Annotated in this window: 19 protein-coding genes and 3 pseudogenes; 16 read left to right on the top strand and 6 right to left on the bottom strand. The window is 66.3% G+C overall.

Features of this window, described 5'->3' with window-relative positions:
• Positions 1–19 precede the first annotated feature (19 nt).
• The 6 genes from HYG77_RS33190 (at position 20) to HYG77_RS33165 (ending at position 4230) form a co-directional block, all read left to right on the top strand.
• Positions 20–925 carry a fumarylacetoacetate hydrolase family protein gene (locus HYG77_RS33190; RefSeq protein WP_208963873.1) on the top strand — a complete coding sequence of 302 codons (906 nt, stop codon included), beginning with the start codon at positions 20–22 and terminating at the stop codon, positions 923–925.
• A 6-nt stretch (positions 926–931) separates the two neighbouring features.
• Positions 932–1870 (top strand): hypothetical protein, encoded by a 939-nt coding sequence (locus HYG77_RS33185; RefSeq protein WP_208963872.1) that lies wholly within the window; start codon positions 932–934, stop codon positions 1868–1870.
• A 32-nt stretch (positions 1871–1902) separates the two neighbouring features.
• Positions 1903–2157: an acyl-CoA dehydrogenase family protein gene (locus HYG77_RS33180; protein ID WP_208963871.1), complete on the top strand. Its 255-nt coding sequence runs from the start codon at positions 1903–1905 to the stop codon at positions 2155–2157.
• 162 nt (positions 2158–2319) lie between these two features.
• Positions 2320–2448, top strand: coding sequence for an acyl-CoA dehydrogenase family protein (locus HYG77_RS33175; RefSeq protein ID WP_280123338.1), 129 nt, complete (start codon positions 2320–2322; stop codon positions 2446–2448).
• 28 nt (positions 2449–2476) lie between these two features.
• Positions 2477–3268 carry an enoyl-CoA hydratase/isomerase family protein gene (locus tag HYG77_RS33170; protein ID WP_147437036.1) on the top strand — a complete coding sequence of 264 codons (792 nt, stop codon included), beginning with the start codon at positions 2477–2479 and terminating at the stop codon, positions 3266–3268.
• 134 nt (positions 3269–3402) lie between these two features.
• Positions 3403–4230 (top strand): siderophore-interacting protein, encoded by an 828-nt coding sequence (locus tag HYG77_RS33165; RefSeq protein WP_348273599.1) that lies wholly within the window; start codon positions 3403–3405, stop codon positions 4228–4230.
• Positions 4231–4413: 183 nt separating this feature from the next.
• Here HYG77_RS33165 and HYG77_RS33155 read toward each other — a convergent pair whose 3' ends face one another.
• Complete coding sequence (locus HYG77_RS33155; RefSeq protein WP_208963868.1) at positions 4414–4587, bottom strand: hypothetical protein; 174 nt, start codon at positions 4585–4587, stop codon at positions 4414–4416.
• Between the two features lie 73 nt (positions 4588–4660).
• Between HYG77_RS33155 and HYG77_RS33150 the strand changes: the two genes are divergently transcribed.
• Positions 4661–5053: an IclR family transcriptional regulator C-terminal domain-containing protein gene (locus tag HYG77_RS33150; RefSeq protein WP_208963867.1), complete on the top strand. Its 393-nt coding sequence runs from the start codon at positions 4661–4663 to the stop codon at positions 5051–5053.
• Positions 5054–5331: 278 nt separating this feature from the next.
• On the opposite strand, the pseudogene HYG77_RS33145 reads toward HYG77_RS33150, so the two are convergent.
• Positions 5332–6005: pseudogene (locus HYG77_RS33145) on the bottom strand (serine/threonine-protein kinase); the annotation flags it as partial.
• Positions 6006–6313: 308 nt separating this feature from the next.
• Between HYG77_RS33145 and HYG77_RS33140 the strand changes: the two are divergent.
• The 7 genes and pseudogenes from HYG77_RS33140 to HYG77_RS41035 all read left to right on the top strand — a co-directional run bounded on the left by HYG77_RS33140 (position 6314) and on the right by HYG77_RS41035 (position 14353).
• A complete protein-coding gene (locus HYG77_RS33140) occupies positions 6314–7486 on the top strand; it encodes a cytochrome P450 (protein WP_208963866.1) in 1173 nt (390 codons plus the stop codon).
• Between the two features lie 58 nt (positions 7487–7544).
• A complete protein-coding gene (locus HYG77_RS33135; protein ID WP_208963865.1) occupies positions 7545–8633 on the top strand; it encodes a zinc-binding dehydrogenase in 1089 nt (362 codons plus the stop codon).
• Entirely contained in the window at positions 8630–10096 is a 1467-nt protein-coding gene (locus tag HYG77_RS33130) for an aldehyde dehydrogenase family protein (protein ID WP_208963864.1), read from the top strand. The genes HYG77_RS33135 and HYG77_RS33130 overlap by 4 nt, the downstream gene beginning before the upstream one ends.
• A gap of 131 nt (positions 10097–10227) precedes the next feature.
• Positions 10228–11229, top strand: coding sequence for a PDR/VanB family oxidoreductase (locus HYG77_RS33125; RefSeq protein WP_208963863.1), 1002 nt, complete (start codon positions 10228–10230; stop codon positions 11227–11229).
• A gap of 85 nt (positions 11230–11314) precedes the next feature.
• On the top strand, positions 11315–13144 hold the full coding sequence (locus HYG77_RS33120; protein WP_208963862.1) for a CoA-transferase: 1830 nt from the start codon (positions 11315–11317) through the stop codon (positions 13142–13144).
• Complete coding sequence (locus HYG77_RS33115) at positions 13141–13392, top strand: hypothetical protein (RefSeq protein ID WP_208963861.1); 252 nt, start codon at positions 13141–13143, stop codon at positions 13390–13392. Before HYG77_RS33120 ends, HYG77_RS33115 begins: the two co-directional genes overlap by 4 nt.
• Before the next feature lie 651 nt (positions 13393–14043).
• Positions 14044–14353, top strand: a pseudogene (locus HYG77_RS41035) (hypothetical protein).
• A gap of 117 nt (positions 14354–14470) precedes the next feature.
• Here the strand turns inward: HYG77_RS41035 and HYG77_RS33110 are convergent.
• Both HYG77_RS33110 and HYG77_RS33105 read right to left on the bottom strand, forming a co-directional pair.
• Positions 14471–14751, bottom strand: a pseudogene (locus tag HYG77_RS33110) (DUF4193 domain-containing protein).
• 846 nt (positions 14752–15597) lie between these two features.
• The gene (locus HYG77_RS33105; protein ID WP_208964247.1) at positions 15598–16212 is read right to left on the bottom strand and encodes a hypothetical protein; all 615 of its coding nucleotides are present in this window, start codon (positions 16210–16212) and stop codon (positions 15598–15600) included.
• A 509-nt stretch (positions 16213–16721) separates the two neighbouring features.
• Here HYG77_RS33105 and HYG77_RS33100 point away from each other — a divergent pair.
• Positions 16722–16892 carry a hypothetical protein gene (locus HYG77_RS33100; protein WP_208963860.1) on the top strand — a complete coding sequence of 57 codons (171 nt, stop codon included), beginning with the start codon at positions 16722–16724 and terminating at the stop codon, positions 16890–16892.
• Positions 16893–17255: 363 nt separating this feature from the next.
• Here the strand turns inward: HYG77_RS33100 and HYG77_RS33095 are convergent, their stop codons facing one another.
• A complete protein-coding gene (locus HYG77_RS33095; protein WP_208963859.1) occupies positions 17256–17699 on the bottom strand; it encodes a WhiB family transcriptional regulator in 444 nt (147 codons plus the stop codon).
• A 709-nt stretch (positions 17700–18408) separates the two neighbouring features.
• Between HYG77_RS33095 and HYG77_RS33090 the strand changes: the two genes are divergently transcribed.
• Positions 18409–18999 carry an HAD family acid phosphatase gene (locus HYG77_RS33090; protein WP_244461468.1) on the top strand — a complete coding sequence of 197 codons (591 nt, stop codon included), beginning with the start codon at positions 18409–18411 and terminating at the stop codon, positions 18997–18999.
• A gap of 370 nt (positions 19000–19369) precedes the next feature.
• Here HYG77_RS33090 and HYG77_RS33085 read toward each other — a convergent pair whose 3' ends face one another.
• Entirely contained in the window at positions 19370–19570 is a 201-nt protein-coding gene (locus HYG77_RS33085) for a hypothetical protein (RefSeq protein ID WP_208963857.1), read from the bottom strand.
• Positions 19571–20507 lie beyond the last annotated feature (937 nt).

Here is a 20507-nt window from a genome sequence, read left to right as displayed (position 1 = left end):
TCCAATCGAGAGGTTTCCCATGCGTCTGTGTTCGTTCCTGTCCGAAGGTGTGCCCCACGTCGGTGTGGTCCGCGGCGATGATTCGGTCATCGACGTGACCAGGTTGGCGGAACTGCGCAGCGATGACCTGCCGCGCACGATGGCCGGATGGGTCGAACTCGGCATCGACGGGATCGACATGCTCGGACAGATCTGCGCCCGGGACGGATCCGACCATGTCGCCGGCGATGTCGGCGCGCTCACACTGGTCGCCCCGATGGGCCGCCTTCCACGAAACGTCATCTGCGTCGGAGTCAACTACCGCGAGCACATCGAGGAGTCCGAGCGCGCCGTCGGCGCGATCGACGTGCCCGACGCGCCGGTGTATTTCACCAAGGACGTGCGCAGCGTCTGCGGCCCCTTCGACGCCATCGCCTGGGACGAGCGGGTGAGCACACAGCTGGACTGGGAGGTCGAGTTGGCGGTGATCATCGGACGAGCCGGCCGCAACATTGCAGTGCCGGATGCGTTGAATCACGTCTTCGGGTACGCGGTGCTCAACGACGTCAGCGCCCGGGATGTGCAGCTGTCGCGGAATCAGTGGTGGAAGGGCAAGAGCATCGAAGGGTCGTCACCGTTCGGACCGTTCATCGTCACCCGCGACGAGATCCCCGATCCTCAGGATCTCGAGCTGAGGTGCTGGGTGGACGGCGTCGAGAAGCAGCGCTCACGGACCAACCTGATGATTCACGACGTCGCCACGCTCATCTCGGACCTGAGCAGGACGTTGACACTCGAACCCGGGGACGTCATCAGCACCGGCACCCCGGCCGGGGTCGGCCTGGCCAGCACACCCCAGCAGTGGCTACGCCCCGGATCCCTTCTGGAAAGCGAGATCACGGGGCTCGGCCGCCAGCACAACCGCATCATCGACACTGGAGCATGAGGACACATGGCAAACCTTGTAGGAGTTTACGGTACTTCCCACAGCCCCGCGCTGATCGCACCGGTCTCCGACTGGCCCGCGCTCGAGCCGAACATCCCGCGTCCGTCTCTGGATCATCTGGTCGGCAACGTGCGCGACCATTGGGACGAGCACCAGGCGCGCTTCGACAGCGCGACACAGCAACTACGCGCCTCGATCCTGGCGGCGGAGGCCGATGTGCTGCTCATTGTGGGCAGCGATCAGGGCGAGAACTTCGGTCCGCGATCCGCGCCGGTGTTCGAGATGTTCCTCGCCGACCATCTCGACGCCAGCGCCGCCAACCGGCGAGACGAGGGCCCCGACCAGTTCCGGGTGTCCATGCCGATCGCCCGCGACCTCGGCCTGGGTATTCTGAAGAACCTGTGTGACAACGGGTTCGATGTGGCACACACATCGGAGACCTCGGACGACTACGGTATCGGACACGCGGTCACTTGGCCGATGCGGTTCCTCGACCTCGCCGAATCCGGGCTCGCGCTGTTGCCCATCGTGACCAACGTGTGGAACCCGCCCAATGTGCCGAGCGTGCGCCGGTGTGTGGCATTCGGCCAGGCGCTGCGCGCGGCGATCAACGCCGACCCGTCGCCGGCGAGGGTCGCGGTACTGGCCTCGGGTGGCCTGAGCCACCTGGTGCTGGACGAGGAATTGGACTCGCGAGTGCTGGCTGCCATGCAATCGAGTGACCTCGAGACCTGGCGCAAGATCGAGGACGACGAACTCCGCCTGGCCCACGAGAAACACGGCCTGCCGCTGCGCCTCAACGGAACGGCGGAGATCACCGACTGGATCATCGCCGACGCCTGCGCCGACACCCCCGCGGAGATCATCGACTACGTACCGGCCTATCGCACCGAATCCGGCTACGGCGTCGGCATGTGCTTTGCTCGATGGGGCCTCCCAGCCTGATCCACATCCCCTTCAGGGCACCCGGAGAAATCATGTATGCCGCATCTCCCGACGAGGACGTCGAGCTAGCGCGGACCGTCAGACGATTCACGCAGACGGTGGTGAAGCCGCGCACGATCGAAATAGACCACCAAAACAAGTACCCGGATGACGTCTTCAAGGCCCTGCTCGGGGCGGACCTGCTCGGACTGGCGACACCGGAAGAATTCGGCGGGTCCGGCGCCGGAACCGGGGGCCTGACGATTGCCATCGAGGAGTCGCGAAGTACTCCAACACCGTTGCCCTGATGCTGCTGCTCACCCGACTGCCTGCCCTGCCCATTCTCATCGGCGGGTCCGAGGACAGCAAGGCCGCGGTGCCCCTGCTGTCGATGGCGAAGCTGATGGCGGCCGAGACCGCCGTCAAAGTCTCCGGCATCGCGGTCCAACTGCTCGGCGCCCGCCGGATACATCAAGGACCACCCGGTGGAGATGTATTACCGCGATGCCAAGCAGCTGATCATCGTCGAGGGAGCAAGCCAGATCCAAAAGAATTTCCTCGCCCAGGCGGTCTTCGACCGAACCCTGTGGTGGGACTAGCCACACACCGAACTAGAAGGGAATCACCATGTCACTGAACGGATATCATGGATCGGACGAGGACATCCTCCTCTCGATCGAGGACCGGATCGCCTGGATCACGTTCAACCGGCCGGAGACGTTGAACGCGTTCGGCCCCGCCCAGTTCCACCGTCTCGCCGACCTGCTCGACGGCCTCTCGGTCAACCCCGAGGTCGGCGTGGTGGTATTGACCGGCAGCGGCCGCGCCTTCTCGGCCGGCGGGGACGTGCGGGAGTTCACGAAGAAGGGCCTGGTTGACACGGGGGTGTACGCCCTGCGAGCTATGACGTCGATTCGATCCTGCCGCAAGCCCGTGATCGCGATGGTCAACGGGATCGCAGTCGGCGGCGGCAACGAGCTGGTCATCGCCGCCGACCTGGCGATCGCCGCGCGCAGTGCGCGCCTGGGTCAGGCCGGCACGATGATCGGGGCGTGCCCCGTCCTCGGCGGGACGAACGTTCTGCCGCTGCAGATCGGCGAGAAGAGGGCGAAGCAGATCGTCTTCTTCAGCGAGAAGGTCCCGGCGCAGCAGGCGTTCGAGTGGGGGTGGGTCAACGCGGTCGTCGACGATGCCGACCTGAAGTCGACCACACGCGAATGGGCCGAGCGGCTGCTCGCGCTGCATCCCCAGGCGCTTCAGATCGCCAAGGCCGGCAGCAACGTCTGGTGGAACTACTCCTACGACACCATGGTCAACGGCCTCGACATGATCGCCATGGGGGTGCCGGCCGAATCGGTCGACGAGGGACGCGACGCGTTCATGGAGAAGCGTCCGGCCGACTACTCGAAGTGGCGCTGAGACGTGCGCCGTTCTCTGTCACAGCCGTCGATCTCACTCGCGGATTGACCTGCCATGACTGTTGACACGTCCCTCGAGGACATCGTCGCCGACGCTGGCGAGACCGAACTCCCCGCTGACGAGAGGAGTGTGTGGTGCGCAAAATCATCACGATGACGGTGACCCGAACCGAGCGAATCGGCCCACACATGGTCCGGATATTCGCGGGAGGATCCGGCTTCGACGACTTCACCCCTCATGGTTCCACCGACGCCTACGTGAAGCTGGTCTTCTTCAAACCCGGTGTCGCGTATCCGGATACGGTCGATCTCGACGTCATTCGGGCCTGCTGTGCGCCCGAGGATCACCCGGTCCTGCGTACCTACACGATCCGGTCGGTGGACGACGACAGGCGGGAGGTCGCGATCGACTTCGTCGTTCATGGTGCGGAGGGTGTCGCCGGACCATGGGCGGACACCGTCGCCGCCGGGGAGGCCCTGCGGTTCATCGGCCCCGGCGGCGGATACTCGCCGAATCCCGAGGCCGACTGGCACCTGCTCGTCGGGGACGAGTCCGCTCTACCGGCGATTGCCGCCGCCGTCGAGGCGCTCCCCGACGACGCGACCGCGCAGGTGTTCGTCGAGGTCGCGGGGCCGCACGACGAGGTGGACTTCGAGACCTCGGCCCGCGTGGACGTGCACTGGGTCCACCGGGGGACCCCGCCCGATCGTGCCCCCGACCACCTGGTGGGCGACCGCGCGCCGCTGATCGCCGCCGTCCGCGGCGCGCGGTGGCTGCCTGGGCAGGTCCAGGCCTTCGTGCACGGCGAGGCCAGGACCGTGATGGCGAACCTGCGGCCGTACCTGCGCACGGAGCGCGCCGTCGACCCGAGGTGGCTGTCCATCTCGGGGTACTGGCGGCGCGGTCGTACCGAGGAGGGCTTCCGCGCCGAGAAGCGGGAACACGTCACGACCGAGAGGTGAGCCGGGACGGCCGGGCGCGGGTGCTGAGCGTGGCCACAACAAGGAGATGACATGACAACACACGCCGAACACAGGCCTCCGACAACGGTGCTGAACCGGATCTCGACGCTCCTCGACGCCTTCGACGGCCGCGGTCAGCTCACGCTGAACGAGGTCGCCGAGTACACCGGCCTTCCGCGCTCGTCAGCACATCGGATGCTGGTCAGCCTGGTCAAGCTGCGGTGGGTGCGTCGCGACGGGCACAGATACGAGCTCGGCATGCGCCTGGTCGAGCTGGGTTCGCTCGCCGTGCACCAGGCCGGCCTGCACCGCGTCGCCCTCCCGAGCCTGCACGAACTGCACCGGATGACCGGGCATGTCGTACACCTCGCCGTGCTCGACGGGCCGGACATTGTGTGCCTGGAGAAGATCGGGGGGGCGCGCGGCCGCCGTGATACCGACCCGCGTCGGCGGGCGGCTGCCCGCGCACTGCACGGGACTCGGAAAGGCACTCCTGAGCAATGCGCACCCGTCCGAACTGGACCGTGTCGGCGATCCGGTGCTGACGGGCAGTACCGAGAACTCGATCCCCTCGCGCGGGCGACTGCGCCGAGAGATCGCCGAGATTCGAAGGTCCGGAGTCGCGTACGACCGCCAGGAGATGGTCATCGGGTACGGCTGCATCGCCGCACCCGTCCGAGTTCCCGGGGCGTGCGCCTCCGCGATCTCGGTCTGCGGGCCCATCTCCCAGATCTGCGCCGACCCCAGGCTCGCCGACCATGTGCGGGTCACCGCGCTCGCCATCGCGCGCGCACTCACGGACGCGAGCCGCCACTCGGCCTGACGACGCCGCCACTAGGCCTGACCACGGAGCTACGGCGGGCGCGCGGCGCCGAACGCGTCCGCCAGGAAACTACTCGGGATCGGCGGCCACTCCGGACGCCATCGACCGCCGTCCAGCTTGCCCTGAACGGCCCGCCACCCAACAGGAGTCGGATGAGCCCAGGTCGAGTGCAGGTCGCGGCAGCCGGCACCAGGACGTCCTCGGGCTCCGGGGTGCGGTCCGCTGACGACAGGCAGGCAGCCAGCAGGAGCCGTCCCTGGAGCAGCGCGCGCGGTCGGTTCGAACGCCGCATGACCGGTGATCGTGCAGAAGAGCGTCGCGCCGAGGCGGTAGACGTCCGACGCCGGCGTGGGGGATCGCCCCCTGAAGACCTCCGGGGCGGTGTACGCCGGTGATCCGATAACCGCGCCGGTGGAGGTCTCGAAGCCGCCCGCCCGGGCGATGCCGAAGTCCGTCAGTTGCGGGTCGCCCTAGTCCGTGAGCAGGATGCTCGCCGGCTTCATGTCGCGGTGGAGGGGTGCCGAGTTGGTGCGCCGTCTCGAGCGCGCCGGCCACCTTCACCCCGAGGCGGAGGGCTTCGCCCCACGCGAACGGGCCCGACCAGCGGATTCGCACCTCCAGGGAGTCGTGTTCGTGATACTCCATCAGGATGTACGGCCGCCCGGTCGGGGCGGCGCCGACCTGGAGGATGTGGACGATGTTCGGGTGCCCGGACCCGCGGTCCATCGCGCACTGTTCGCGAAGGAACCGTTCGAGGTTCTCCGGGTCCGGATCGGAGGTGAGGACCTTGATCGCGACGGTGCGATCGAGGGGCATCTGCCGGCAGCGGTAGACGACGCCGAAGCCGCCGCGGCCGATCTCCTCCGCCCCCTCGAACCCGGCGGCGGCCAACTCCGCCGCGGATGCTCGGCGTCAGATCATGTTGTGTCGCAGATGGATCGGATCCGATTATCGACGGCTCTCAATCGCGCACATGGTGACTGAGTCATCAGACTAGCGCCGAAAGGGGGCTCGCGGGATCGTCGCCGGCCAAAAGAGCCGAGATACCGGGTATCCGGTTCTGTTGCCGGGCGCGCGAGTGGTGTGGCGGCCAGTCGGCGGGGTTCTGCTTTCAGATCGATGATGCGTTGAGCTCTGTGGGATTTCACGGAATCAGCCATTGACCTTCCGATCGGAAGGCTTTACTGTCTACGTAACGCCCAATGTGGCACACGACACAATCACCGGCTTCTGGCCGCCCATCCCAATTCTGGGGGAGCAATGGACATCAGCAACAGCAACTACGACAACCGTTACGTCGCCACTCTTGATGATCCTGAGGAGTTTCACAGCGACATGCGGGCCAAGTGTCCCGTCCAGCACAGCGAAAACCACGGCGGCTTCTGGGCGCTGACTCGTTATGAGGAGGTCGAGGCGGCGACTCGGGACACGGCACGGTTCTCGTCCCTCCCCACCATCACATTGCCATCGGTCGGTGCGCCGCGGCCGTTCATTCCCATGGAGTCGGACCCGCCGGAGCACTCGAAGTATCGGTCGCTGCTCAATGTCGTGTTCAGCGCGCGCAGGATCGCCGAACTCGAGGGTGAGATCCGCAAGCACGCCGTGGAACTGATCGAACGGTTCGCCGCGGCGGGCGAGGCGAATCTGGCGCGGGACCTGGCCTTCCCGCTGACCTCACGGGTGATCACCTGGCTGCTCGGAATTCCCGACGAGGACGTATCCCGTTTCAGTGCTTGGTCGCTGGGATTGGTCTCGGTCACCTCACCGGAGGAAGGGATGGCGTTGCAGATGGAAATCCGCGACTACTACGTTCGGCTGATTGCGGACCGCCGGGAGAACCCGACCAAAGACCTCGCCAGCCACCTGCTCGCGTCGACCATCGACGACCGTCCGGTCACCGAGGAGGAGGCGCTCGACATCTACCTGTCCCTGACCGGGGCGGGCGGCGAAACAACCGCCGCTGCGGCCAACCACATCTTCACCCTGATCGACCGTCACCCCGATCTGCGGTCGCAGCTGCAGGCGCGGCCCGAGTTGCTGCCCACCGCGATCGAAGAGTTCCTGCGCTACGTCACACCGGTCCCGGGCTTCGCCCGCACGACCACCTGTGAGGTCGAGGTAGCAGGGACAGTGATCCCGGAGGGCGAGCGGGTGTGGATGTCCTGGCTCTCGGCAAACCATGACGACGCCGCCTTCGAGGAACCGGCCACGATCGTCCTGGACCGAAGGCCGAACCGGCACCTCGCGTTCGGTGCGGGTGTGCACCGCTGCCCGGGAGCGCCGCTGGCCCGGCTCGAGCTCTCCATCATGGTCGACGAGGTCCTCCGCAGGATCCCGGACTACCGAGTGGTCGACCCGGCCGCGGTGCGGATCTCGGAGGGGCAGACGCGAGTCATCGGCTCACTTCCGATTGTCTTCACCCCTCAACAGTAAACGAACACAGCGTTATTCGGACGCTTCCCACACATCACACCACGTGCAGGAGATACACATGAGAGCTGCAGTCAGCCGCGGAGTCGGTCAGATCGAGATCGAGGAGCTGCCGGAGCCCAGCCCACAGGCGGGCGAGGTGAGGGTCCGCCTGGTGAGTTCCGGAATATGTCACACCGATGTCTCGGTGCTGGCCGGACACCTGCCCTCGCCGCGACCGATCGTCCTCGGACACGAAGGCGCAGGTGTTATCGACGAGCTCGGTCCGGGGGTAGACGGCCTCACCGTCGGCGATCACGTGATCTGCTCGATCATCACCTCCTGCCACGCGTGCTTCCAGTGCCTGCGCGGAGAGTACGCACTCTGCGAACGCGCGGTCGGCTTTTCAGGAACAATGCTTGATGGCACCACCAGACTCCGGTCCGGCGATGACGACGTGCACACCCTCTTTTGTCAGGGTTCCTTCGCCGAATACGCGGTCGTGCCGGCATCGGCGACGGTAAAGGTTCGACAAGACGCGCCGCTCGACAAGCTTGCTGGGCTCGGATGTGCCTGGTCGACAGGTTTGGGGGCAGCCATCGTCCGCGCGGAGGTCAGACCGGGAAGCAGTGTTGTCGTGATCGGCGCCGGTGGTGTCGGACTCGCGGCAATGATGGGTGCTCGGGCGATGGGGGCCACGTCGGTGATTGCGGTCGACATCGCCGCCCGCAAGCTCGACCGTGCCAAGGATCTGGGCCTGGCATCGCACACGATTACGGCATCCGGATCGGACGCGGTGGACGCGATCCGTGACCTCACCGGCGGCAGGGGCGCCGACTACGGGTTCGACGCGGTGGGGGCACAGGGCACCCTGGAGACCGCGCTGCAGTCCGTCCGTCCCGGCGGACTGGCGGTTGCGATCGGCGTGATGGACGCATCGGTGACCGCCACCTTCGACCTGTTCGGGTTCCTGATGCAAAAGCGGCTGACCGGCACCTACGCCGGGTCGATCCTCCCGCAGCGGGACATACCCGCCTTCGTCGACCTCTACATGGACGGGCGGCTGCCGCTGGATTCGGTCATCGACGCCACCTTCGCACTGGACGAGGTCCCCAAGGCCCTCGACCAGTTGGCCGCGAACGAAATCACCAAGGGAGTGGTGCTGCTGTGAGCGCACTGGATATGCAGATGTATGTCGACGGCCGGTGGCATGCGGGAAGTGACGGCGAGCGGATCCCGGTCATCAATCCGGCACGGACAAGTGAGATCGTCGGGTCGATACCGGACGGAACCGCAATCGACATCGATGTCGCAGTAACCGCCGCGAAGCGGGCCCAACTCGAGTGGGCGCGCCTTCCCCTCGCCGAGCGGGCGGCGATGGTCGCCGAGGCCGGCGCACAGCTGGCGGCGATCGACCCTTCGGCTCCGGAGACGCTGACCCGGGAGATGGGCAAGATTCTCGCGGAGTCGGTGATGGACTTCCAGTCCCCACCCTGGGCGTGGTCGCACTACCTCAACGATCTCGACGCGCTGGACCGTGTCCTCACCGACCGCCGGTGCGATGACACCGGCCGACTCGAGGTCCGCCGCCGTCCGGTCGGCGTCGTCGGGGCGATCGTCCCCTGGAACTGGCCGATCGCACTGCTGGGCGTCAAGCTCGGCCCGGCATTGCTCGCGGGCAACACGATCGTCGCCGTACCCTCCCCGTTCGCGTCACTGGGCGTGCTCAAGGCCATCGAGGCGATCGGCGCAGTGCTGCCCCCCGGCGTCGTCAACGTCGTCACCGGCACCGGCGAGCGCGTCGGTGCCGCGCTGAGCGCGCATCCCGACGTCGCAATGATCGCCTTCACCGGCGGACTCGAGGCCGGTCGAGCGGTCGCCCAGGCCCTCGGATCACGTTTGCGCAGAGGCGTGTTCGAGCTGGGCGGCAACGATCCCGCCGTACTGCTCGACGACGTGAAGGTCGATGACAACCTGATCCGCACATTGGTGGCCGCGTTCACCGTGACCTCCGGTCAGGTCTGCTTCGCGGTGAAGCGGCTGTATGTACATGACAGCCTGCTCGAGGAGGTCACCGCCAAGCTCGGTGATGCCCTACAGGACGTGGTCGTCGGCGACGGACTCGATCCCGGAGTGACGATGGGTCCCTTGGCCAACGAGCGCCAGTTCAAGCGGTTCACCGCGATGCTCGCGGAGGCCGAAGCCTCCGGTGCGAAGGTGCAGTCGTTCGGCCGCGCGAGGGACCAGGGTTCGTGGAGCGGCGGGTACTTCCACCTGCCCTCCTTGGTCACGCAGGTGCGCGCCGAGGAGCGAATCGTCGCCGACGAGCAGTTCGGACCCGCCCTGCCGATCGTAGGCTTCCACTCTGACAGTGAGGCCATCTCTCTTGTGAACGCGACACCGTACGGGTTGACCTCCAGCATCTGGACCACCGACCCGAGCCGAGCCTGGGCAATGGCCGGACACATCGACGCGGGCGTCACGTTCATCAACAAACACGGCATGGCCGCATTCGACCCCGGTGCCCCCTTCGGCGGGGTGAAGGACAGCGGCTACGGCCGTGAGATGGGGACCGAAGGTCTGCTCGAGTACACCTGGACACACCAAATCAACGATCGCCAGATCCTCGGGTAGTCACGCCAGACCGGTCCGACCGCGCCGCGGGCGAGGGCGTCCACATCGTGGCGCCACGATGTGGACGCACCAGACCACGACGCCAATTTAAAAAGAGCAACGACGAACAATTGTGAACGGGATGAATTCGCATGACAAACGCTGGCCTCGACGCTGATCTGCAGCGCGTGTATGAGCTGCTTGTGCAACAGGTGACGTGGGAGGCGGAGGATGTCGTCTCGATCCGGCTGGTCGATCCGAGTGGCGCGCAGCTCCCGGCCTGGACCCCGGGTGCGCATCTGGACCTGATCCTCCCCTCGGGGAAGATGCGCCAATATTCGCTGTGCGGGGACCCCGCTGACCGCGCGGCGTACACCGTCGCGGTGCTGCGGGACCAGCACGGCCGCGGCGGATCGCGCGAGATCCACGACACCGCATTGGTGGGGCGGTCGCTGTCCGTGCGGGGACCGCGCAACCACTTCGGCCTCGTCGACGCCCCCTCCTACCTGTTCCTGGCCGGGGGAATCGGAATCACTCCGATCCTCGCCATGGCGCGCGAGGTCAGTCGCCGCGGCGTTCCCTGGACCCTGATCTACGGCGGACGCAACGAGACGTCGATGGCCTTCCTCGACGACCTGGACAAACTCGGCACGGGGAACATCGAGGTCGTCCCCCAGGACCTGCACGGGATGCTCGACCTCGATACCGTGCTCGGCCGTGCGCCAAGCGATTCCGCGATCTACTGCTGTGGGCCCGAGGGCCTGATTCGAGCGGTCGAGGAGCATGCAGCCACGCGGTTCGCGCCGGATGCTCTGCACGTGGAGCGTTTCGGTGCGTCATCGAGCACCCCCCGCAGCGACGACGCAAGCCAGACGGAAACGGGCGACAACAGCTTCGAGGTCGAGCTGCGCCGCACCGGCACGGTGCTGACCGTGCCAACTGATCGCACGCTGATCGATGTTGTGCGCGATGCGATCCCGGACTTCCTCTCGGACTGCGAAGAGGGTTACTGCGGGGCCTGTGAAGTGCGCGTCCTCGAAGGCGAGCCGGAGCATCACGATCAGCTACTCACCGACCAGGAGCGCGCGTGCGGTGACCGGATGATCGTCTGCGTGGGGCGTTCGAAGTCTCCGCGACTGGTTCTCGACCTCTAGTACCCGCGCCCGAAGTCTTCTCGCGATCAACGGACTTCGAGGACGAGGCACCAGCCGGCATCACCAAACAGATTGGACTCTCAGGGTGGAACCCATCACCTTCCCCGACGTCGCAGTCCCCCTGCGGGCGGCCGACGCCTTCCGCTACGACGCCACCGCCACCGCCCCTGCCCACTCGCGGGTACGCCCGCTCGATCAGTTGATCGCAGACGAGGTCGTCTCGGGTGCCTCGATCCACTTCCCGTGGCTCTCCACGCGCGCCTATGCCGCACTGTTCGAGGTGATCCGGCAAGCCCGCTCCGGCCGCCTCCGCGGGCTGACGGTCATCTCCGCGTCGCTGCGCGCGGAGGTCGGGCTGCTAGTCGCCTCGGGCGGCGTGGACAAGCTCATCACCTCGTTCGCCGCGACCACCTATCCGGCGGTGCGCCCCAACCCTATTCTTGCCCAGGCGATGAAGGACGGATCGCTTGCCGTCGAGGAATGGTCCATCCTGGCACTGATCCAGCGGGTCCTCGCCGGCGCGCTCGGGTGGCCATTCGTGCCGGCAGGGACGATGGACGGAACGGACCTGCCGGCCGGCGCGTGGGACGGCGGTACGACCCGAATCGTGGATCCGTTCGACGGCACGGAATGCTCGGTCATGCCGGCGTTGCGCCCGGACGTGTCGCTGATCCACTGCCCGGTCGCCGACTGGGAGGGCAACGGCATCCTGTTCCCGCCGTTCGCGGAGGACGTCCACACCGTCTACGCCTCTCGCAGGGGCGTGATCCTCACCGCCGACCACATCGTGTCCCCGCCGGACCTGCGCCGCTGGGCCGGGCACGTGCGGGTACCCGCGGCCCGCGTGCTCGGTGTCGCCCACATACCGTTCGGCGCACACCCGGCGGCGTCACCGGTCCCGGTCCGGGTGGAGGGGGTCGCGGGCTACGGGGAGGACTATCAGTTCCTCACCGAACTGGGGCGTCTGCGGACGAGGGAGGACGCGGAGGTGTTCAGTCGCCGCTGGATCGACGAACCCGCACGCGGGGCGTACCTGAGCGGGCTGGGCCGTGAGCGGATCGAGCACCTCCTCGCGATGGACCTGGACGAGTCCTGGAAGATCGACGAACTCGACGCCGAACCGGAGTCACCCCGGGCCGGGTCGGTGACCCTGGGCGAGCGCCTGGCGGTCTCGGGAGCCCGCGCGATGGGGCAGATGAGCCAGGCGTCGGGTGTTCGGACGGTGGTCGCCGGAGCGGGACTCTCACACCTCGCCGCGGCACTCGGAAGGGCCACCCTGCTCGACAGCGAGCGCGTCGTGGACCTCGTCTTCGAGAGTGGGGTTCTCGGTTACGTGCCCAGACCCCATGACGCCACGCTCTCCAACACCCGGAACCTGCCCACCGCCCGCCACCTCAGCAGCACTCTCGAGGTGCTCGGCATGCTGCTGCCGTCGACGGTCGACACGACGATCGCCGTGCTCTCGGCGGGCGTCCTCGACAGCAGAGGCAACGCGAACAGCAACCGGACCCCGTCCGGCGACTTTCTGGTCGGTGGCGGGGGCAGCACCGATATCGCATCACGCGTCCCGACGATCGCCGTCGTGGCCGCCGACCGGCGAAAGTTCGTAGACGCTGCGGAGTTCGTGAGCTACCACGGCGCGAAGCTCGCCGTCATCGCGACGGACATCGGTCACCTCAGGAAACAGGACGATGTTTACGTTCTCGCTGCCTGGTTTACCGACATGGCGGCGGGACCCGACGACGCGCTCGCGCGCATCCGGGAGGCAACCGGGTGGGACGTCCAGCTCGCCGAAGACGTTCGTCCGTTGGCTGCACCGACCCCCGAGGAACTCGACTACCTCAGGGCGATCGACCCGGACGGCAATTTACTCGGGCGACGGCCCACACCGGACCTCTCGGGAGCTGCGAAATGAACGCTGAAGACAGGCAACTCATCCAGTTCGCCGCGAACTGGGCGCCATTCGGCGGTGCGCCTCCGGGGGAGATCTTCGTGACTTTCGGTATGTCCGTCGACAGGTACCAGAGCCGGCTCCGCCATATCCTCCACACGCGCGAGGGTGACTGGTTCGCCGATCGCGTCATGAAGGACGGGGGTGCCCGCGTGAATCCGGAAACACTGGGGTTGGCTGAATATCCACGACGCCACCTCCGGTTGGGGTAGTGACGAGTTCCCCGGGTACACAAGATTACTGGACTCGAAGGGTCCCAGCCGGTGATGTGCTGTCGTTGATTTGGGTGTCAGGGCTGGGTGAGCTCTAGTGGGATGTATGTCCAAAAGGGCGCGGTATCGGTGGGATGTGCGGGCGTTGTGGGCGACGCGAATCCAGCGTGTGTTCTCCGGTGGCCAGCGGAAAAACATCGAACGTGGTGGAGTGGTCGTCGGGGTTCTGTGGTGCCAGTGCAGGGTGGTGAGGAGCACCGGTTCGGGAGAAGATCACTGGAACACCGAAAACCACGCCCTGCCCCGATCCAGGTCGACGCACCCGCAGTCGACTTTACCGCTCGCACGGATGGAAGATTCAGGACCGCCGCGGGCTCTCCGATACCCGCCGTCGAGAACCGTCGATCACAACTTCACCCGAACCGACGTCGACGCCACCACAATTACTCGACATCGACATCGCACAGTCGGGGACTGTCGCGCCACTGAGTGTGGATTTGCTGCACCTGGTCCCCGCCGACGGCACCGTGCCGGCCGACTGCTCCGGCGGCGTTCCGATCGCGGAGGTGTTCGTACAGTTCGGGTCGCTACTGGACCTGTCGGTGCTTATGCTCGATCCCGGAGTTTCGCCGAGCGAAGAGGTGCATCACTATGGCCCGAAATAGCGGAAACCGGCAGGTTATTGGGCCAGAGTTGACGGTCGGTGTCCGGGGTGCTGTCCGCCGGAGCACCGAGGCCGACGTTACCGGTGCGATCATCGAGGACTACGCGGCACTGACCGACTGCGGCGGTCGTGGCACGAGTGGGCACCGGTGCATCGGTGGGCGATCGTGCTCGACGATGGGCGACTGGTCTTCGCCGACACCGAAGACCTGACCATCGATCCGAGTTCCCACCGTTCCACCCCGGACCAGGAGCGCGATCGGCCGTGCGCAATTCCGGCCGACATCGGGAAGAGTGATCGGCGGCCGAGCACGCCGCCCGCGGAGGCGTCCGGCCTGAGGAGTTCCGGGAGGCGCGCCCGGTGTTGCGCGGCCTCCCTGATCGACCCATGGCCCCCCGGGTCATCGGTATGTCCTTAGGCGCAGTCCCGGCAGATCAGCTGCGCAGCATCGGCGAGTCGGGTGCGGTGGTGGACGGGGAAGCAACTGCTGCAGGTGAATTCGTCGGCCTGTTCGGGATGACGCAGACGGTGAGTTCTTCGCCGGACAGGTCGGCGCCGGGCAGTTCGAAGGACTCGGCGGTGTCGATGTCCACGACGGGGGACTGGGTGTCTTTCCGGCTGGCGGTCAGTTGTTCGAGGGAGGTGTCCGTCTCGTCGGATTCGGTGACTCTGGGGGCGTCGTAGTCGGTGGCCATAGTTGTTCTACCTCATGCTCTGGGTGTAACGGACCCGTCAGGTTAGAGGATTCGGTTCCCGCGACACCCGCCCGGGGGCGGTGGGAACACGATTCGATGGGATGAATGGGATTGTGCTCGCTAGTTGTGTCCGTGCGACCTACCGAGATCGCGGAGCTTATCGGAAAGGCGATTTGGTCGGTTGCCCGTCCACATGGTGGGGACGCGGGAGGGAGGATGGATCCTGACGGGTGTTGCAGGAGCCTGTTGTTGTCCCTTCGACGACTCCACCGACCGAAGTCGGGGGTCCGGTCGGTGGAGTCGTCACGAATGTCGTTCCTGCCACGCTGGTTGTTACAGGATGTGCCGTCAGGGATCGGCCGAACTTCGGCTGGGCGGCGGGGTTATCGATCTTTTTGTCCGCGTCGAGGGTGCCGTCGCGGAGCGCCCCTTTGACGGCGCACAATCCTTTTCCAGGTTGATGATCGCGGGTTACCGCGACTCGGGGACGAGAAGCAATCTGATCGGTTGTACCCCTCAGCTGCGTCTTGGATGAAACGGTTCGTCGGCGTCGGTGCCACTGTTCGATGGGTCGTCGCCTGTGATTGTCGGTTCGCCGGCGTGGGGCGGTGTCATATGCCCGGTTCTCGACTCTGGCTTGGGATTCGGGTCACCGGTTGCATGGGCGGGCGAGCGGAGCCCGCCGGTCGGGCAGTAGATGCGTGGGTTGGTGACGTGGGCGACGAGACCGCCTCCGGCACGCAGCGGTAGCGACTGGGCCCTGACACGCGCGCGACCAGTCCGGGGTGGGGTGGTCAGTGACCCGACCGGCACGATTACGGGAGTAGTCGGTTCGGTGTTGCTGGGTTATCTCGGCGGCATGTCGAATTGTGTCCACTCTTGTTCCCACTGGCGCAACCGGTTACGGGCCAGCAGTGTGTGTGCGAGGACGGTGGGAAGCAGGACGGCGCCGGCGGCTGATGCCCATACTCCGACTGCGGCGCTCACGGCGAGCACGGTGTTGTCGCGGCTGCTGGGGATGGGGCCGGTGAGGTTACCGTCGGCGTCGACACTGATGGTGATCGTCTGACCCGACTTGGCGGGCCCCTCGGTGGGCACTGGTTCGGTGCGCTGCCCGTCCGCCGTGGACCAGCGGGCTCGGGCGGTGTCCTGGGTGCCGGCGGCGGAGCGAACCGGGACTTCCAGGGTGTCGGGTGCGGGGTGGGTGTCCTCGAGTAGAACGGCCGACACCTGATGCACGCCGGCGCGCAGTGCCTGGGTCTGGTGTTCGAGCCGGGTATGTGTCGCGGTTCCGAACGCGGCGGCGACGGGGATCGCCAACAGAATCAGTATTGCGGCGAGTAACACCACGGTGGCCTCGAGGCGGTCACTTCGGCGCATCAGGTGGTTCCGGCTCCACGGACCCAGCCGCCACCACCGGATCGGTGTGGCCGGCGCCGGCGCCGATTCCTCGGGGCGCATTTCGTTCACCCCCAGCAAGGGTCGTTTCTCTTGCTTTGATTGTGCGACGAAAGTGGGGTGCTGTCGCCTACACCGTGTTCTGGGGGATTGAGAACTGCGGGGATCGCAGGCCTGTCGCTGCGTCGACACCCATAGGTCGAGTTCCCCATCGCCCACCTCCGTGAGGTCGTCGTGGTTCCGCGCCGGTCGTCGACCCTCTCGAGGAGTGCGACGAGCTTCTCGGCGCTGGTGAGGTCGGTGTCGGAGTCTGTTGTCGAGGAAGGTGTCCTTCGTGCTGAAGGCCTGGGCGTCGAGGTGGTTCCGCAGCGAAGCTGGACAGGGGAGTGCAACTCGGATGTGGGTGCTCTCGGCGGGGAGGTGACCACGGTTGGGGATCGCCGGGGAATCTGATTTTGGTCTCGGCGCGGGTGGGGACTGCATCCGCGGAAGGCTCAGCGTTCGGACATCACTCGGCAGGCCCGATGGGTGGGGACCGTCCCCGGTGGTACGCGGTAGACGGGTGATGTGGGATGACTTCCCACGACGCGATTCGACGGTGGGTCGCGCAGCAGATGTGCCTGGACCTCGAGACCGCCGATCCGGCCGTCCTGGCTTACCTCGACGAGGTGACGGCGGTGGCCGAGGCGGGATATGTGCGGTCCCTTCTCGAGTTCGGGAGTTACTGTCCCTTGGTCGGTTGATCCCGGTGTCGATTTCGTGGATGGCGAGGCAGAGATGGATGCCGCCGGCGGCGATGGCTGTCCGGCTGACGTACTGTCCCTTTGCCGGAGCGTTCGCCGTGCCTGCGTCGATATCACCCGGCCATTTCACGATGCTCTCGCACGCCCGGCGCTGGCTCGGGGGGCCGACTGCTGGGTGTTCGGAGGTGAGAGGGCACTGCCGGGGAGCTGGGAGATCGGAGTGCACCCAGCGCGCCCCGATCCGATGAGGAACCCACGATCGCCACCGTGGCGGCGAGGATCAGGACGAGCGCACAGGGTGTCATCGTGCGGGGATGGTTCGATCGATCCGCTCAGGAGGATTGCTTCGCCGGAGGAGCGCGATTATCGGATGGGAACTGAGGAGCGCTGTCCGCTCGTTGACGGAGGCACGTTCACCAGTTCCGGTCGCGGAGCGGGGCAGGCGCCGTACCGATGGACCGCGGAGGAGTGGTCACGGTGGCGTTCCTTCGGATCTGCTGTGTTCGTCGCTGCGGGTGTGTTGGGGCGGTGACGAGCTGTTCGGCGGGTACGCCGTGTGTGGTGGGCGCGCTCATTTTCGGACATGCCGCCCCAGATGCCGTAAGTCTCGGCGGCGGTGAGGGCGTGGGCGCGGCAGTCGGCGAGCACGGGGCAGGCTTGGCAGATTTGTTTGGCGGCGCGCTCACGTTGGCTCCGGATCGAGCGGCGTTCGCCGTCGGGGGAGAAGAAGATTTCGGTGTCGGCGCCGCGGCAGGAGGCGTGGTGCTGCCAGTCCGGGTTGATGCGGTGGTGCGAATGATCAGGCACTACGGGATAAGTCGCTTTCGGAGTCGAGCGGTGAAACGATTCGCCGGCAAGAGCGGGCACGCACTGGTGCGAATGGTGGGATCGCGCCGAACGCTGACGGTCTGCACAGTCGATCGATGCGGGTGTGTGGTTGGTGTGGCCTCCTTGAAACAGCGTTCGCGAAAACCGTGGTACGGCAATACTTCACGAACGCATCACGGTTCACTTCGGCGCTGAGGAGTCCGTCAGGCAGTGACTGCTGTAGTCGCTGCGGCGCCTCATCCGCAGCCGAAGCGGGGTGAGTGTTGCGTTGATGCCTTGTCTCGACATCGGTGGTCTGGAAGACGTCCGGGTGTCCGGAGGTTTCCACACACCGTTCCTCGTCTCGTGAGCGAGTCAACCGGTGTGATTGCGATGCTATCGGCCCTCTGGTGGACGGTTGAGAAGAATCGCTCGGAAGTAACTGGCATCACATTGGCAGTCTCGGGCGTCGCGAGCTGACGTCAGCGCCCGGCTGACGTCGGCGAACGGGCTGCGCGGCTGATTCGACACCTTGGTATCCGATTGTGTGGCCGGTCCGCCTACCGTCAGAAGCTCGCCGAAGGCCCGAGGAAGCTGCGGGTACATGCACGGTTCTCCGGTGGGCGCGGTCCGAAGCTATCCCTAGTGCCTTCGCCCGTGTGGGCGTGGCACCAGCATGTCTGCCGGCCGTGTGATTAGGGTCGGGGAGGTGACCGGGAACGAGCGGGTGGTGATGTTCGACCTCGACGGCGGGCTGGCGGACCTGTCAGAATTTGCTGAATATTTGACCGTCGGTGATGCGGGTGGGAACCGTCGGCAGGCGTGGCAGCGGTTCTTCGAGCACGTCGGGCAGGCCGCGGTTATCGAGCCGGGCCGAGATCTGGTGGAGGCGGTGGCCGCGCTGGGGTTCGTGGTGGTGTATTCCACGACCAGGCCGGTTTCGTCCGCGGCGCAGACCCGGATATGGCTGAGCAGGAACGGATTTCCCTCTGGTCGGGCGTTGTTGTGCCGGTCTCGTGAGGATTACCGTTCCGCGGTCGAGGTCAAGGCCGGCCATTGCCGGGCCGTGGGGCGGTGGTTGTCGGCGTTCGTCGACGACGAACCGGAAACCGTGGACGCGCTGCGGTTCCGCGGGGTGCGGGCGCACTCGTTCGGCGAGTTGTCCGGGCTGCGGGTGCGGGAGTTGCGGGCCATGCTGACCGCCGGGACCGGCGGGAGGTCGACCGGCCACACGATGCGTCGGCCACGCGGTCAGGGACACCGCGATGCGCCGCACCGCAGGCGCGGCGCGGTGACGTAGGGAGCGGACTGAGCCGGTTCCCCGGACTGGGATGGGCCGTCGCCGGAACGATCGAGGGCGGTGCTGACGCTGTCCGCCCGTATCGCCGGCTTTCGCGGTCCGGCGGGTCGCCGGGGCCGCGCTGAGCTGTTGTCCGCCCTGTACTGCCTGGATCTGGGGTTGAAGGTTGCTTACAGGGGAGGTGCGGGTTATGCCGATCGTGACCGGACCCGTGCGTGGTGTCGTGATACCAGGAGAAATTCCTCGTTAGCGGAGGCGACCGAGGCGGCCCACCTGCCTCAACATCCAGACCGTGTAGTCCCGGCGGTTGCGGTGGGCGTTGCTCGACTGGGTCACCGTGTGTGATTGTGGGGTAAGTGTTTGCGGGTGGTCAGTGACGGTCGCCGTCGTCGACCCAGTAGCTGAAGGTGTATCTGCTGATGCCGGGTGAATCGGTGATCAGGATGGTCTGTAGGGACAGATCGGACCAGGTGTGGACGCCTTGGGCCCGCAACTGAGCGACGGCCTGCGCCTGCGCGTCCTCTGCGGCGGAGCCGGCCGGCAACTCCAGTGACAGGCGTTCGATTCCCACCGGAACACAGTAAGCCAGCAGCACGGCCCGTATTCTTCCCCCCGTCCCCGGGGGCGGGGCGGCCTCGGCGAGTGTGACGAAGGAGGAGATCGGGCCGTGCGGACCGGATATCGGTGTTGGTGGTCCTCAATGGTGTCCCGAGCGCTCTCGATCATTGTTGGCAGGCAGTCCAATCCGCTTCCTTGATCGTGCGCGCAGCGGATGCCAGCGCGAGACTGGACGGACACGATCGGAGCGACGGGCCACGGGCGACGCGCTTCGTGGTCGCAGGGACTTGCGACGGTGGGGTCGAGGACAATCCGGAAGCGGCGGCGATGGCCGGGTTGGCGGGTGGGACAGCCAGCCGCAGCCCCCACCTAGGTATCAGCTGGGGGGCGTTACACGGTCAACTCGCTCGTAATGGCGAGCGGCGCATCAGTGATCGTGGTGAGCGGGGAGTGTTCATGTCCAGCGAGTGTGATCCAGGCCATGGCACATTTTTTCACCCACCCGAATTACCGACCGGTAAGTGCGATTCCGCGAGTTGACTGCTGGATACATGATGATTCGGTGACACTGCCGAGTCCGGGGTCGGGGTGCGCCTGCGGCGGAGTCGGCGATGGCGGAACCGTCGTTTCTGCGTCGCCGGAGCCGGGTCTGGGGAATCCGGCATCCGTTGGCGAATAAAAGACTTGGGGGTAATTCTGCTGTGCCGCAATCTCTTGCCGTATCTTCGGAGCTGTTCACGCGGTCGACGGTTCCGGGAAGGTTCGAACACCCCTGTGTGAGGTGAGGCACGGTAGTTTCTGTGGGGGGAGTCGGGCGTCGGGAATGGGTGGTTGCGACGTTGACGTCGAACCTGAACCGTCCAGGCCGCGATTCGGGTATGGGTGTCGGTACTTCGGCCGATGTGCAGGTGCCGACATCGGTTCACTGTGTGGTGCATTGTCACCGACGG

The sequence above is a fragment of the Rhodococcus sp. ZPP genome, from assembly GCF_017656075.1.
Classification (GTDB): Bacteria; Actinomycetota; Actinomycetes; order Mycobacteriales; family Mycobacteriaceae; genus Rhodococcus_F; species Rhodococcus_F oxybenzonivorans.
This window is presented reverse-complemented; position numbering and strand designations above follow the sequence as displayed.

Coding starts and splice junctions, on each gene's coding strand:
- HYG77_RS33170 (WP_147437036.1), top strand. CDS start 2,477: ATGTCACTGAACGGATATCATGGATCGGACGAGGACATCCTCCTCTCG.
- HYG77_RS33180 (WP_208963871.1), top strand. CDS start 1,903: ATGTATGCCGCATCTCCCGACGAGGACGTCGAGCTAGCGCGGACCGTC.
- HYG77_RS33100 (WP_208963860.1), top strand. CDS start 16,722: ATGACTTCCCACGACGCGATTCGACGGTGGGTCGCGCAGCAGATGTGC.
- HYG77_RS33125 (WP_208963863.1), top strand. CDS start 10,228: ATGACAAACGCTGGCCTCGACGCTGATCTGCAGCGCGTGTATGAGCTG.
- HYG77_RS33135 (WP_208963865.1), top strand. CDS start 7,545: ATGAGAGCTGCAGTCAGCCGCGGAGTCGGTCAGATCGAGATCGAGGAG.
- HYG77_RS33190 (WP_208963873.1), top strand. CDS start 20: ATGCGTCTGTGTTCGTTCCTGTCCGAAGGTGTGCCCCACGTCGGTGTG.
- HYG77_RS33185 (WP_208963872.1), top strand. CDS start 932: ATGGCAAACCTTGTAGGAGTTTACGGTACTTCCCACAGCCCCGCGCTG.
- HYG77_RS33115 (WP_208963861.1), top strand. CDS start 13,141: ATGAACGCTGAAGACAGGCAACTCATCCAGTTCGCCGCGAACTGGGCG.
- HYG77_RS33140 (WP_208963866.1), top strand. CDS start 6,314: ATGGACATCAGCAACAGCAACTACGACAACCGTTACGTCGCCACTCTT.
- HYG77_RS33105 (WP_208964247.1), bottom strand. CDS start 16,212: ATGCGCCCCGAGGAATCGGCGCCGGCGCCGGCCACACCGATCCGGTGG.
- HYG77_RS33155 (WP_208963868.1), bottom strand. CDS start 4,587: ATGCCCGGTCATCCGGTGCAGTTCGTGCAGGCTCGGGAGGGCGACGCG.